12 protein-coding genes and 1 pseudogene are annotated in these 14,279 nt (G+C 65.1%); 4 read left to right on the forward strand and 9 right to left on the reverse strand.

Annotated elements, in window-relative coordinates; genetic code table 11:
- Window positions 1-2: 2 nt before the first annotated feature.
- From eccB to A5652_RS25755, 9 genes are all read right to left on the reverse strand, one after another.
- Window positions 3-1,490 carry a type VII secretion protein EccB gene (gene eccB / locus A5652_RS25720; protein WP_067358692.1) on the reverse strand — a complete coding sequence of 496 codons (1,488 nt, stop codon included), beginning with the start codon at window positions 1,488-1,490 and terminating at the stop codon, window positions 3-5.
- Window positions 1,491-1,492: 2 nt separating this feature from the next.
- On the reverse strand, window positions 1,493-2,341 hold the full coding sequence (locus A5652_RS25725; protein ID WP_067358695.1) for a DUF4226 domain-containing protein: 849 nt from the start codon (window positions 2,339-2,341) through the stop codon (window positions 1,493-1,495).
- Window positions 2,342-2,622: 281 nt separating this feature from the next.
- The gene (locus tag A5652_RS25730; protein ID WP_067358715.1) at window positions 2,623-3,465 is read right to left on the reverse strand and encodes a hypothetical protein; all 843 of its coding nucleotides are present in this window, start codon (window positions 3,463-3,465) and stop codon (window positions 2,623-2,625) included.
- A gap of 184 nt (window positions 3,466-3,649) precedes the next feature.
- Window positions 3,650-4,300 (reverse strand): DUF5631 domain-containing protein, encoded by a 651-nt coding sequence (locus A5652_RS29310; RefSeq protein ID WP_369805878.1) that lies wholly within the window; start codon window positions 4,298-4,300, stop codon window positions 3,650-3,652.
- A gap of 1,635 nt (window positions 4,301-5,935) precedes the next feature.
- Window positions 5,936-6,499: a hypothetical protein gene (locus A5652_RS29315; protein WP_082984082.1), complete on the reverse strand. Its 564-nt coding sequence runs from the start codon at window positions 6,497-6,499 to the stop codon at window positions 5,936-5,938.
- A 593-nt stretch (window positions 6,500-7,092) separates the two neighbouring features.
- The gene (locus A5652_RS25740) at window positions 7,093-7,428 is read right to left on the reverse strand and encodes a DUF2563 family protein (RefSeq protein ID WP_197514107.1); all 336 of its coding nucleotides are present in this window, start codon (window positions 7,426-7,428) and stop codon (window positions 7,093-7,095) included.
- A 122-nt stretch (window positions 7,429-7,550) separates the two neighbouring features.
- The gene (locus tag A5652_RS25745) at window positions 7,551-9,530 is read right to left on the reverse strand and encodes an alpha/beta hydrolase (protein WP_067358703.1); all 1,980 of its coding nucleotides are present in this window, start codon (window positions 9,528-9,530) and stop codon (window positions 7,551-7,553) included.
- 45 nt (window positions 9,531-9,575) lie between these two features.
- Window positions 9,576-10,088 carry a pullulanase gene (locus A5652_RS25750; protein ID WP_067358705.1) on the reverse strand — a complete coding sequence of 171 codons (513 nt, stop codon included), beginning with the start codon at window positions 10,086-10,088 and terminating at the stop codon, window positions 9,576-9,578.
- A gap of 24 nt (window positions 10,089-10,112) precedes the next feature.
- The gene (locus A5652_RS25755) at window positions 10,113-11,555 is read right to left on the reverse strand and encodes a CCA tRNA nucleotidyltransferase (protein WP_067358708.1); all 1,443 of its coding nucleotides are present in this window, start codon (window positions 11,553-11,555) and stop codon (window positions 10,113-10,115) included.
- A 134-nt stretch (window positions 11,556-11,689) separates the two neighbouring features.
- Here A5652_RS25755 and A5652_RS25760 point away from each other — a divergent pair, with 134 nt between their 5' ends.
- The 4 genes and pseudogenes from A5652_RS25760 to A5652_RS25775 form a co-directional block, all read left to right on the forward strand.
- The gene (locus A5652_RS25760) at window positions 11,690-13,219 is read left to right on the forward strand and encodes a hypothetical protein (protein WP_067358710.1); all 1,530 of its coding nucleotides are present in this window, start codon (window positions 11,690-11,692) and stop codon (window positions 13,217-13,219) included.
- Between the two features lie 119 nt (window positions 13,220-13,338).
- Window positions 13,339-13,581 (forward strand): hypothetical protein, encoded by a 243-nt coding sequence (locus tag A5652_RS25765; RefSeq protein ID WP_067358717.1) that lies wholly within the window; start codon window positions 13,339-13,341, stop codon window positions 13,579-13,581.
- Window positions 13,582-13,592: 11 nt separating this feature from the next.
- Window positions 13,593-13,892 carry a hypothetical protein gene (locus A5652_RS25770; RefSeq protein WP_232001451.1) on the forward strand — a complete coding sequence of 100 codons (300 nt, stop codon included), beginning with the start codon at window positions 13,593-13,595 and terminating at the stop codon, window positions 13,890-13,892.
- Between the two features lie 86 nt (window positions 13,893-13,978).
- A pseudogene (locus A5652_RS25775) lies at window positions 13,979-14,279 on the forward strand (NUDIX hydrolase); the annotation flags it as partial.

The following is a 14,279-nucleotide window of genomic DNA, read 5'->3' on the forward strand; positions in this document are numbered from 1 at the left end:
CTCTAGCCTCCCGGCTTCGCCGATGTCGTCACCACAGCCACCTTGCCGAGCGCCGGGACGGTGTCCCGCGCCAAAAGCGCTGCCTCCCTTGACAGTGCCGGGCCCGCGGCGAACGTCCGCAGCAGCGGCCAGGGGGCCTGGACGGCCGACCCCGGGTCGAGCCCGAGCGCGCGCAACGTCGTGTCGTCGTTGGTGATGCCGAACCGCACACCGTTGTCGGAAACCCAGAACAACGATTCCCGCGAGTCGGAGGTGACCACGCCGCTGGTCGACGTGACGAAGTTCGCCGCGCCCGGCAACACCAGCACCTGGTTGGCAACGACCGAGGCCGGGTCGCGGTCGTCGCGCACCAGGTGGACGATGCGGTTGTCCAGGTACGACGGTGTGGGAAGTCCGCGGCCGTTGTAGACGACAACGCGCGCCTGCGGATCCGTCGATCCTTTCTCCCACCCCACGCAGGTGGTCGGATCGGCCGCGCTATCAATGAAATTCAGGCGTTTAGTCGGGTAGTAGTCCACCGCCAGCGAGGACACCTCGGGGATGTTGACCAACACGTCGGGAGCCACCACGCGGGGCGCCGTCGAGCCGTAAGAGTTGGCGCTGCGCAAAAGGTCGGCGACGAAGCTGGTGATTTTTTGTACCCCGTCGGGCAACAGGACGTAGAACTGCTTGCCGCCGCTGGCGGTCTGGGCCTGCAGCACCGCGCCGACCTGTGAGCCCGAGACCCACGTCGAGGGCGTGCCCGCCAGGGGCACCGCGGGCACACCAAGCGGTTCGGTCGCCGGCAGTGCGTCGTGCAGGGCCCGCGAAATCTCAATCGGGAGAGTCACTCCCGGGTCGAGACCCAGGCTCAGTGTGACCGCCCTGTTCGACGGATCTATCTGCGAGCGCTTGCCGCCCCATATCACAAAGGTGTTGCCCTCGAACGTGACCAATACTCCGGCGTCATCACTGAGCGGTGTCGCGCGGTCGAAGGCGTCGAGTTGCCCGGCGATTGAAGTCACCACCGGCCGCTCGGGGCTACGCGGTCGCCCCGCCGTGTCGCACACCGCCCACGCCGACGTCGCCCCCCGATGAACCGGCATCGCAGCGGGCGCACCCGGGATACCGACCAGTGGCCCGGTCGGATACTTCGCTATCTCAGCAGGTTTCACCCAGGTCGGCTGATTCGCCGTCCCGGTCGCCAGCCGCGCGGACGTCAAATTCAGGACCGGGTACAGCCGGCCGTCGATCCTCGCGTAGAGCGCCCCGGAATCGCGGTCGCCGATGATCGCGGAATCACCCACGATGCCAGTCGGTTTCAGCACATTCAGCAGCAGCATCCAGCCCGACGCGATGGCCACCAGGAGTACTGACAACACCAGCGCCGCCGTCTGCTTGCGGTCGTCGTGTTTCATGCGCACCGAGAAGCGCGTGGTCGCCGCGCGCAACCGCCGGTTGTAGAACAGGTGCCCGGAGTTCTGGTCGCGGTTAGACAAACTCAGCGGCATGCTCAGTACCCCTTGGGCACTCGGTGAGGATCGGCCTGCTGAATCCGATCGGTCAAATTCGACGCGTCGACGGCGACCCCGTAGCGGCCCATCGCATAGTTGATGAACGCGCACGCCTGCGCTACCAGATTGTGGATGTCGCGCGAGGTCCCCGGTTGGTGATACGCCGCGAAGGTCGGTGCGATGAATTGCCAGGCGCCCTTGCTCGGGGTGCCCCGCGCCGCGTTGGAATCCCAGTCGTTAACGGCGTTCGCGTTGTAGTTGGACTCGCGGCGGGCCACCAGATCCATGCCGCGTTCCCAACGAGCGCGCGCGGCCGGGTCGTGAATGCCCTTGATGTCCAGAGCTTTACGGATGGCTGCCAGCACCGCCGCGCGCCCGCTGGCCTGGTTGTTGTGCATCGACCGCCCTTGGAAGTAGCGCAACCGTCGGAGTCTGTGCGCGAGCAGTCTCGCCCGCCGGCCTGATCCGGCGACGTGGCGATGTTGGGCGCGCAGCCGCGCCGCCATACGGACGGCCGCCTCGCGTCGGCCCATCGGCGTATCGGCCGCCGGTGTCGTGTCGGTTAGGGCGGCGTCGAGCACCGTTCGCGTCGCCGCGTGGCCATGAGTGTGATCGGCCCGCGCCGCGGTGATGAGCTGCCCCAGCATCCGGTCTGCATGGGCGAACCCCGTTAACTGCTCTATCGAGAAGGCCGACCGCGTGGCCGCCGCGCCGGGAAGCCCACCGGCGTGAGGCGTGATCGCCTCGGCGCGTGCCAGCATCTGCGCCGGTGCGTCACCGATGCCGTGGTCTGTGGTGATGCCCGCGAACAGATGATGGGCGCGAGACAACGCCGTGACCGCTTGCATTAGAGGATCGGTCACCGAGTTCCCCGCCGTGATTCATCTGTGCGCCCTCTTGACGCCGCATCCTTGCCGGACACTTCGTGCTAGTACTCCCACACCCTCTGGCCACGTATCCCGCGGTCGCTGCAGACGTACCAATAGTGCACGTATCGACAGTTCCACTGTCAATAACGGGCAACCCAACTTGATCCGTGCGTTGGGATCGGCCGACCGCGATTACGTAGCGACCTTATCGCTGGGGGAACTGCCCGACCACTCACCTTCCGGTGGGCTGGGAAGCGGGCCTATTCTTTCGGCTCGTCCTCGGACGGCATGATCACGATCCGACGATTCGGCCTGTTGGTGACCACGGTCGGCTTAGCCTCGCCGGATTTGTTGCCGGGGGTGCTCGGCGGGATCGTCAAGCGACCCTTGACAGGCTGGCCGTTGGGAACACCCGGGGCCATCACCCGCTTCTCGACCGGCTTGTCCTTATTGCCTCCCTCGCCACCGGCGCCCATCGCCCCGGGCGGCATCATCGGCATACCGGTCATGCCGGATTGCCCTGGCATGGCAGGCATCCCACCGGCTGGCGGCATCATGGCAGCCTTCGCGGCGGCGGGCGTGGTCGGCGGGGACGACGTTGGCACCGGAGGCGGGCCTAGCGAGCTGGCCGGAGTTGTGCCACCACCCCCGAGGCCTCCACCGCCACCGCCGGCGGAGCCGCCGCCCAGTCCGGAGCCGCCACCACTGCCGGCGCTGTCGACCAGATGCGCGCTGTCGGCAAGCCCGGCGCCGTGGGCGCCCTGCATCGCGCTCATCAGCGGCTGTAGGGCGCTCTGACCAGCTTGCATCGCCTGCTGGGGAAGCTGCGTCAGCGGCCCCATGATGCCTCCGATCGCGCCACCGATCGCGCCGGTCACGCCCTGCAGCGTCTGCTGGATCATCTGCATTTCCTGCTGCCCATTGGCCTCGTTGGCCGGGAACTTGGCTTCCGCCTCAGCGGCGTGGGCGCGACGGTCGGCGTCTGCTGCGGCAGCGTCAGCTGCGTCTTTGGGGACGTTGGCGTTGCCGACTCCGCCTAAGACCCCCTGCCAACCGTCTGCCACCGAGGTGCCGCCGGGCGGAGTTGGGCCTGCGCCCGGCATGGCCACTGGCAGCCCGTCATGCGTCGAGCCTGGAGACTGTTTTATGTTCTGCCCTGGGCCGCCCAAAATTCACCTCCACCCCGCTTAGGGATCCATAAGTGCTTCAAGCCGTCAGCACACGCATCGGATGTAGCGCCATTTTGTCACAGCGCCACGAAATCGGTATTCAGGTCGAAAAAGGGCCCTAGCGGCCACTCCGACGACTGATCGCGTCAAACCACGCCAGGTGATAGCTCGCGAGGTACTCATGGCCATCGATCAGCGCCTCGATGGCGGCCAAGAGCATCCAATCTCCTACCACTACTGGGTCGTGATTCGGATAGGCCGCGAGCACCGACTGATGAATTGCTGCGGCGCATTCGCGCAACATCTCGGTTTCGCTTTCTAGGACCCCCGTTTTTCGCACCGCGGGGGCTGCGACGGCCTGGGCGATACGTGGAAGGCCGTCCCGGCGGCGCACGGCATCGACGAGGGTGGGCCCGAGCTCATCGACTTGAGGCACGGCCGAGCGGGCAGGCCGGTCACCGCTGAGCACGGGTTCGTCGGGACCCGGCTCACCGACATAGGTGTTGGCGTGATGGGCAGCTGCGACCGTGACGGCGCCTAGCAAGTCCACCACGTTTGCATCGTGGCGTCGCCTTGTCGGCTCGAGCAGCGTTACGTGAGCAGGCAACCGGACGTGCGGCGGAATCCAGCCACCGGCGAGGTCAGTGACGAGCAGCGTCGTGGTGCCATCGTCGCGCAGCCCCGCCGCCCACGACAGGCGCGGTTCCTGGCGGGCCACTGCGTCGACGAGACGCTGTAACCGCTGCTGCTCGGCAGTCCTTGCGGACACGGTGCCAGCCGTCGCGCCCGTCGCCGCGGAAGCTGCAGATGCGCCCGCCATCGTCGATGACCCCGCGCCGGCCTGGCCGGCCGCGGCCCCGGACGCCGACCGTTCCACTGGAGAGACAAGTGGCCCGCCCGCTCCGCCCGCAGATGGGGATGACGCCGGCGAAGACGCTACCGGCGCGCCGGACACGGGACCGGACGGCGTCGCAGGCACCGACGGGGGCGCCACGACCGGCGGACGTAGGTCAGAACCGTAGGCGGGCAACGAACCAGATGGGATGGATGACGTGCCACCGAGGGTCGGCGCGGGCGACGACCACGAGGCACCGGTCATTACTGGCGCAACTGATGTACCTCCCGCGGTGGCTACTGGTGCGGGTGACGGCGCCGGGGGCGCGTCCACCGGTGTGGCTGTTGGGATAAATGCTCCCCCAGTGGGTACGGTCGGCGTCACTGGCGGTGCCGCGGGAGGAGTTTGAGGGCCGCCAGACTCCATCGCTTGTAGGGGCCCCGCCGTAAACGCTTGCCCGCCAGGCCCTGTCGACTGGCCCGTCGCTAAGCCGGAGGTGAAGGCTTGTCCTAGCCCGGGCTGCAGGCCCTGGCTCATACCGACTGGTGAGGTCGGCACCGGCGCCCCGTGTACGCCGGGCATCCCTGGTGATACGGGTCCGCCGCCGGTGGGCATTTGGACGCCTGGGGACGGGGCGGCTGGTGGCGCGCCAGGAACCGTTCCAGTTGCTCCCTGCGCGCCGCCAAAAGCGGGTTGACCAGGTGAAGGCCCGGGCGTGGCACCACCTGAAGGTGCGTTAAGGCCCTGCTTCGGCCCGAAGGCGGGTGGCGTCGGCCCGTTTCCAGGCGATGGTGCATTCAGGCCTTGTTTGCCTCCGAAAGCATCGGGTGCCGGCGAATTCAAATCATTCTGGCTGATTTGTCTCGGCGGTGGTGCCTCCCCGACATCGAATCCATTTGCACGCGCCCAACTCCGAGCATCCCCGCCGGCACCTTCGACATCGAGGATCTTCTGCGTCGCAGCTACTAGCTTGTCGACAGCGTCCCGGCTGGCATTTGCCGCATCGGCGTTACAGCGCGCCTGGACAGCTTGTACTTCCGCTAGTTGCTCCGGGGGCGGCTTCTTCGACGCGAGGATGTCATCGATTTCTTTATTGCCCCTGTTCGCTATTTCGGACAAGCGGCTGCGCAAATAATCGATGGCGTCCGCGCCTGAGTTGAAGGCCGCGGCTTTTGTCTGATACTTCTCCGCGAGATCCAGGTGAAACTTCTCGCCCTGTTGGTACCGGTCGATGAGATCATCGGCCGTGTGGCCCTCGTTATGGGCCGAGATCTTCGTCCACAGGTTCCGCAGGTGTTGCGAATATCCTTGCTGCTCCGCAGAAGCCTGACTCCAGTGCTGTGCGCCCGCGCGCAGAGTCGCCGACGGTGCTGGCCACCACGCTCCGACGAGCGCAGCGGACCATTTACCGGGCGGAAGATCAACCGCCACCGCATTCCCATTTCATCGCCGCGTCCTTGGCGTTCGCATCGAGTACAGCTCCGACCTCAATAGTGCGACAGGCGCGCGCGCACCAGCAATTCACCAGACGCTGGCCTATTACGGCAACTGCGGATGCGCTACGGGAGGCTATCCGCCTCCACACACCTTTTTCATTGCGGCATCCTTGGCGTTCACATCGGCTATGGTCGACTGCCACGCTGCAGGATCACCCAGGCTCGCTACGGCCGCAGCATTGCTGTATGCCCCCGCCAATGCAACCGCAGTGGCTCGGTCATCGGCCGCAACCGCTGGGGTACCGCTTAATGCTTGTTCGATGAGTACCGCGCCGTTGACGGTTGCAATACCTGCACGCTCCGCGCTGTTGCCGTTCGTTTCTATTTGCACCGCGCGCGCGGCGAGCTTGTAAGCGTCACACAACTTCTGATGTGCAGCGGCAGTCTGGTCGGCAGTGTACGAAGGCGCCGTCGACGTGGCCGAGGAGACCGCTGACGAACTGCCCGCAGGTCGTGTCAATGCGACAACGAGGGCCGCGATGCCCAGAACGACTGCAATCGCGCCTAAGGCGATAGCTGGCCATGCCTGACGGCGCGGCGGCGGCTGCGTGGGAAGGGTTGGCGCCCAAGGCGTTGGGCTTGGCGGTGGGCCGGTGGTCGGCCCCTGTCCCGGAGCTGGAGGCAAGTCCCCCACAATTCATCCTCCTCATCTGTTGACGGCGCTCTAAATGGCCTATCGACGATTGTGTACGCAATCCGCCGAATATTGGAGCAGCTGACCGGGCTGACAAGCAATCAACACGGGGCTCGATGGGTCAGCCGCGTCCCCACATCTCTGCCTGATTACCGCGTCCTTGGCGACAACGTCATCGAGCGCGGTCCGGTACTCGGTATCTGTAGCAAAGCTGCCGAGCGCAATTTGAACTGCGGTAGGCCATTGCTAGTGCGCGTGACGCCTACTGGTCTTTGGCATCCAGAGCCGGCGCGTTGGCAGCGTCGTCGACCATGTCCGCTCCGTTAGCAAGTGCGGCGCGACCACAGCCTTATCGGTTCCGTTCGTGTCGATCTCGACCGGGCGCGTGGCGGGTTTGTAAGCGTCACAAACCCCTGAGGCGCCTGAGAGACTTCGGCAGCAGTGTACGTGGGGGCGCCGACGCCCAATGCGAACGCCGGCCACATCCTTGAGCGCGGTTGTCGCGCAGGATAGCCCGCTGCCCGCTCCCCTATCGGTGGACCACCATACGGCCCCGCACCCGGATGTGAAGGTGGGTCCTCCGTCACCGGCGCTGGCTATACGTTCTCTACAGAAGGACCAGCACTCGGTCGCAGCGCCTGCATTTCGGTGGCGTTGTTAGTGTCCATGTTGGTGAACTCGTGGGCCGCATGGTGCGCCTTGGTACCGACACCCGTGAGCGTCTCGCTGTGGGCTTGCAAGGTTTTCACGTGCTGCCCGTGCGCGGCCGAAACCGCGCCGTGAAAGGCGTCGGCTGCGGCGAAGTCGCCGAACATTCCCGATGCCACGGTTCCGCCTGCCAAGTGATCCGCCCCGTCCTGGGCATGCCCTCCTGCGCGGTGCGACTGATTGCCTCCGGAATGCAAAAGGTCGGTATCGACGAACATTGCCATTCCTTCCGATCTCATGCGATGTACGGTCTTAGCGCCGTGTAAGCCTGTTGATCAGGCTAAATGTCGCCTTAAGAGCGGTCAATTCACCCCCGTCGCCACTGAGGCCGGCAGCACGAGGACCCCTAGAACCCGTGGCCGTTGGTGACCGACCGCGCGGGACGATCCCATTCCGGATCGACGGCGATGGGCACCTGGATTCCGAGATGCGGCAGCGAGACCGTCCCCAAGCGGGTGTGCAATTGGAAAGGAAGAGCGATCCGCGCTGCAGCTCGGTCGGACGCCAGCATGCCTTCGCCGGCCAGGCGATCGCCGTGCCCGATGACAATCTCAGTCATGTTGTGCAGCGATTCGCTGCCCACGTCGTAATAGTGCGAGTGATCGGTGAACCATGGCACGACGCTGTGCGAACCGGCGACCTCGGCGTGAAATCGCGCCGCACCGTAGCCCGCATGAGCGGGATCGGTGCCCAGTCCGGCCACCGGGCCCAGCGGTTGGTCCAGCGAGGCATTCAGGCTGTTCGGGAGCCCGTTACCCGAGTCGCCGATCCAGCTGATTGCATCGGTCGACGCGGCGCCCACATACAACCTGCCGCCATCGAGATGGAAGTCCGTGGCGCTGTGCGCTAAATCGGTTCCTGGGCAACCGGTTAGCACGGCGTCGTTGGCACGCATACCGCTGTTGGCGAACGCGTCGGCCACGGTCGTCGATCCGTAGGAATGCCCGAGAACGGTGACATGTGCCGGGCTCGACGAATCATGTGTGGCGGCAAGGCCATTGACGTCGGCGGCCAGGAGCGCGCCCGCTTGTCGAGCTCGCCACGGGGTGCCGACCTGTTCCAACATCGATGGGTCGGTGAGGGCCTGCTGCCAGTGCGGATGATCGAATTCTGGTGCGTCATAACCCATCCAGGCCAACACCGCGGTGGTGCGGCCAGGATCGGCCTTAAACGACTGCTCGTAAAGGTTGATGGCGTCGTCTGGCCCGTCGGACATCCACCCGCCTCGCACGCTGCTGTTGGTGCCGGGCACGATGACCGCCGTGTTGCGGGACTTGTCCGGGTTGCCGATCGCGATGGCCGCCCTTCCCTTGCCGTCGAAGGCCAGCGGGTCGTAAGCCCACAGCATGATGGGGAGCCCCGCCGGTAGGTCTGACCTTCTGTCGCGCTCGAGAAAGTCGTTTGTTTTCACCGCGTTCTGGTATCGGGCGATGTCTGTAGCGCACAGTCCGTAATCGCCGGGGTTGGCGAACACATTCGCATTCCGGTTGTTGAGCGCGGCGTCGCGAAGCGCCGAGGGGACGAGCCCGTGCTGACGGGCGACATCCTCGACCCTACGCAGATCGTCTTTCATCGCCGCCTGGTTCACCGAGTCGCGCACGTCGGCCGGTACGCCATTGAGGTTGCCCAACTCGCGCGGGCGTTGGTTTATGAGCAGTCGCTTTTGGTTGGCACTCAACGACTCCCACCATCGTTTGACTTCCGCTGAGCTGCTGCCCGGCCACGGAATCGATAGTTTGTCGACGCCTTGAATCTCTGCCGGGTCGGCCCCCTCGCCGCGTAGGTTCCCTAGCGCGGGAGCAAGCATCGCCGAATACCGATCGCGGATCTGTCGGAGCACCAGCACTATCGCTTTCGTTTCGGTGACCGCGTCCCCGCGCAGATCGTCAGCTGCGCATTGGTCGTCGTCTGCGAGGGCATCGCAAAGCTCGTCGTCGACGGCCTCAAGGTCGTACTCCAGCGCGGCGAGGTACCACGCGGAGGCTCGTTGAGCCTCGGCCAGCGCGGCGGCGATATTCTCCAAATCGATTGAGATCTTCGGCAGTTGGGCGGCCTGCAGACCCAACGACCGGGTAACACGCTGTACCTCGTCGGCGTCGTTGATCGGATGCTCGCCATTCTGGTGATTCCACGACCCCTCGAAGCGGCGCCGGGCGGCCTCGAACGAGAGGCTGGCCTCCACCGTGCTTACCCCGGCGTCACGGAAGGCTCTGGCTAGAGCCGCGATCTGGGCTGGGCGGCCGGCTTGCAGACTGGCGTCGATCGACCAAGGATCACCACCAGCCTCGGCGACGAGAAACGGGATGCTTAGGTGGCGAAGCTGCATCGCGTCGCGTCCCCGGCGAAACGCGTGTCACATCACCAACCGTCGTCAGAGCGAACTCGCGCCGTCGGCGAGACCGTCGCCGTCGGTGTCGGTTAGGCGGACGTTCCATTTGCCGTCGCCATCGGTGTCGACATATCCGGTCACGCCGTTGTCGTCAGATCGCAGGACACGGTCGGCGAGCCCGTTGCCGTCGGTGTCGACGAGGCGGGCGTCGGCGTGCCCGTGGCCGTCGAAGTCGACCAGCGGACCGCCGGTGTGCTCGACCCCATCGAGGCCAAACCAGCGCAGCTGGCCGCCGCCCCCGTCCATGGCCACAGCCCAGGTCCCGGAGCCGTCATCGGTGAAGTACGCCTCGGGGGTGCCGTCGTTATCGAGGTCGCGCACAACATGATCCACGAGGCCATCGCCGTCGAGATCCGCGAGTGCGTCGTCGCGCAAACCGTCGTGGTCGAAATCGAGCCCGATCGATTCGTAGCGGCCGTCGGCGTTTAGGTCGAGGTCGGGTTGCGCGTGCCAAATGGCGGCAGCGCCGTTATCACCAGCCATGCAGTAGTCCATGCGTATTCCGACGCGTGGATGCTGTTAGTCGTTCCCCCGAGACCGCCACCACGCCAACAGTTCCGCGGTCGCCTCGTCGTTGTCCAGCGGTCCGCGCTCTAACCGGAGCTCCTTCAAGAACCGCCATGCCTCGCCGACTTGGGGGCCGGCCGGGATGCCAAGCAGCTCCATGATCTGGTTGCCGTCCAGATCCGGTCGCACCCGCGCCAAATCCTCCTGGGCGGCCAGCTCGGCGATTCGCGTCTCGAGCCGGTCGTAACTGGCCTGCAGCCGCGCGGCGCGGCGCTTGTTACGGGTGGTGCAGTCAGCTCGCACCAGCTTGTGCAGCCGGGGCAGCAACGGACCCGCATCGGTGACGTAGCGGCGGACGGCGGAATCGGTCCACTTCCCATCACCGTAGCCGTGAAATCGCAGATGCAGATACACCAGCTGCGAGATGTCCTCGACCATCTGCTTGGAATACTTCAAGGCCCGCAACCGCTTTCGGACCATCTTGGCGCCAACGACCTCGTGGTGATGAAAACTCACCCCGCCGTTCGCTTCGTGGCGCCGAGTCGCGGGCTTACCGATGTCGTGCAGCAGCGCCGCCCAACGCAGCACCAGGTCCGGGCCGTCGTCCTCCAAAGCGATCGCCTGGCGCAGCACGGTCAGTGAGTGCTGGTAGACGTCCTTGTGTTGGTGATGTTCATCGATGGCCATTCGCATGCCGCCGACCTCGGGCAGCACCACCTCACCCATGCCCGTCTGCACCAGCAGATCGATGCCGGCCGTCGGGTCGTCGCCGAGCACGAGTTTGTCCAGTTCGGTGGCCACCCGTTCGGCGCTGATCCGCGACAGCTGAGGGGCCATCCGCTCGATGGCCTCTCGCACGCGCGGTGCAACACCGAAGCCCAGCTGCGAGACGAACCGCGCCGCGCGCAACATCCGCAACGGGTCGTCGCCGAAGGACACCTCCGGCGCGGCAGGGGTGTCCAGCACCCGCGTGCGCAGCGCCGCCAAACCGCCTAGCGGATCCAGGAATTCGCCCGGGCCCTCTGACGTGATGCGCACGGCCATCGCGTTGGCCGTGAAATCGCGGCGCACCAGATCGTCCTCAAGACGGTCGCCGAATCGCACCTCGGGATTCCGGGACACCTGGTCGTAGGTATCGGCGCGAAAGGTGGTGATCTCCAGGCGATGCTCGCCCTTGCCGACGCCGACGGTGCCGAACTCGATCCCGGTATCCCAAAGGTTGTCGGCCCACCCCCGCAGGATTTGTTGCACCTGCTCGGGTCGTGCGTCGGTGGTGAAATCCAGGTCGGGACTCAACCTGCCCAACAACGCATCCCGTACCGAACCGCCGACGAGGTAGAGCTCGTGGCCCGCCGCGCTAAACGCGGAACCGAGCTCGGCCAGCATGGGCGCATGCCGATTCAGGGCGACCGCGGCGGCGGTCAGCAGGTCGGCATCCTGGGCGGCATCAGGCACGTTCGATCAGCCTAGTCGGCGACAGACGAAAAGCCTGTGTGAGGAGCCTCGCACGTCACCAAAGGTGAATTGACCGGTCGGCGCCCGTCAGTAGCGTTACGGACGACAAGAAGGGTGAGCGGCGGGATGATGCGGTGCATCTCCGATACATAAGCAAGGGCGCACTGATCGTGTTCGCGGGGGGGAACCCGTGGAAGATCAATGACACATTGCAGAGCGGCCGGCCGGCCCAGATCTCGAACCTCGCACAAGCGTTTCATGACGCGGGGCGATCCACAGGGGAAGCGGAAGTCGCATTCAACCTGGCGCGGGATCGCTTCGACAAAGCCTGGACACGCGAGAACGGCGAAAATCCGATCAACGATTCGGCCGAGGTGCAGCGGGCCACGAACTCACTCGGGGTGCAGGCAACTCAGTTGCCCGAAATCGGTGCCGACCTGGAGAACGTGGCGGCCGCACTGGCCGAGGCCCAACGGTTCGGAAAGGGCGAGATTTCATCGCTCGAAACAGCGCTGCAAGATCTCGACGACCAAATAGGCGAGGCGGTCAGGCTGGAGAACAACCCCCTGTTAACGGCCGCGGAGAGGCAGGTGGTCGACCACTACATCGACGGACTCGAGAAGCATGCGATCCAGGACACGAAGACCTCGCTGAAAAACCTCAGGCAAATCCGCGGCCACTACTCTCAGCAGCTGCAAACTCTGTTGGCCAACCTGCACAAGCAGGATGGATATGCGCCACCAATCCAGGCGCTCGATGGCAACCTCCCCGAAGATTCTCCGCAGACCGTCAGTGATGAGGAACGGCGTCACAACCAGATTGAGGCCTTCAAGCGGGCCTTCGGCCGCGAACCGACGTCGACCGCCGATTGGGAGACTGCGGCAGCTCTGGATCCGCAGACTTACGACGCTAAGTTCAGCGGCGCCAAATCGGAGATCCGAGTGGTCAAGATTCGGCCGGTGCCCGGGCAGGGCGTGGTCCGCGTCTCGCAATGGATTGAACAACGCGACGTGACCAGTTTTCCGCCGTGGAAGCGAGACCTTGGGAACAACCGGGGACCCAATCCGAACTTCGACCCGGAAGACACGAAGGTCACCACATACATCGACTACGAAAACGGCATCGTCGTCCTGAGGCAGAACCCCTCGGTCGAAGAGAACACCACCGGCGGGCCCGGTCGGGTGAAGGTCGGCATACCCAAGGGCAACGTGACGCAACTTCCCGATGGATCCGTTCGGATCAAATACGACGCGGGCAACCCGTTCGCCCCGAAAATCACCGGAGATCCCACCGGGCCCTTTGCGGACCATACAGTGACGGTCAACGGTGACCTGGTTTTCACGCCTGGACCAGGAGGTGTGCAGGTTAACGGAACGCGCACCGACTATCCCTCCTTGGAGGTGTATCAGGACTTGCCAAACGGCGGCACCCGCACAGTGCTGATTGACCCCGCCCAATCCGGCAGATCGTGGGGGCCGGCCCTTAATCTGCCCGGCCATCACGACGTCGGCCCCCTCGGCGGCAAGTCGTTCGCACCGTTCGACACAGGTGGCTGGAACACAAAATACGATGTGCCGGCTCCTTTGCCTGCGACTGACTTTGGCCCGGTTACCGACACACCGTCGGTGCCTCCCTTGCCCACCGGAACTGCGGTTCCCGCATGACCACTAAATACTGAGAGCAGCAAGAGATGCCGTCTTTGCTTCGAGTTCGTGACCTGGACGCCGCCGCGTGGCGCGTGGCGACATTGTCGGCACCATTCGTCGTGCAGATCGTCTTGGGGTTGCTGCTTACCACGATGTGGTTGCTGGGCAAGTGGCCGTTCGAAACGCATAGTGCGTACGCCGGTGAGCGAGCATGGATGCTGGCTTCGACCGGCGTTACGACCTTGACAGCGCTGCTAATCAGCGTCGCGTTCCTGAGCTCGCCGTCGCCGCGCAATCGCGGTCTTGCGCTTAGCCTTGCGGGATCGTCCGCCACCGTGCTTATCGGCGGAATTGTCTACGCTTATTTGATCTTGCGCTGAAAGGTCTTGTCGTGGCTGACGATTCGCTGATCCCGGTTTCGAAATCGCGTTATGGCCCGGTCGCTTTCGTGGTGGCGATACTCCACGTTTTCGTCGTCGAGTTCACCACATGGCTTTTCATGCCGTATTCAATCGTCTTCGTACTGCCGGTCGTTCTGGTCTACATGGCGATCGCAGCTCTGGTGATGCAGGCTCAGGGAACAATGGGGCAGATCGGGCGCGGCATGCTCATCGGCAGCCTGTCGGGGCCCCTTTCGCTGCTTGTCTTTGGTGCGGTGTGGGCTGTCGCCCACGCGATCGGCCCGATCTGACCAGACGCGTTCCGCCGTGACCTCGCGCGCTCAGCCCGCGGCGAGCATCTCCAGGAGAATATGCCGTGCCAGCTACTATCGCTTGGGTGTCGGACGGCGAACAAGGCAAACCGCGTCGGCGCCGGGGGCGGCGCCGAGGCCGTGGCGGCGCGGCTTCGTCCGAGAAGCAGACCAACAGTCAAGCGACCGGAGACTCGACAACCACGAAATCGCGCCGATCCCGGACATCTCGCCGCGGACCGGATCAGCTGCGGACCGTCCACGAAACCTCGGCCGGGGGCCTGGTCATCGACGGTCTCGACGGTCCGCGCGAGTCTCAGGTCGCGGCGTTGATCGGACGCATCGACCGGCGCGGGCGGATGCTGTGGTCGCTGCCCAAAGGGCACA

Source organism: Mycobacterium sp. 1165178.9, assembly GCF_001673555.1.
Taxonomy (GTDB): Bacteria; Actinomycetota; Actinomycetes; order Mycobacteriales; family Mycobacteriaceae; genus Mycobacterium.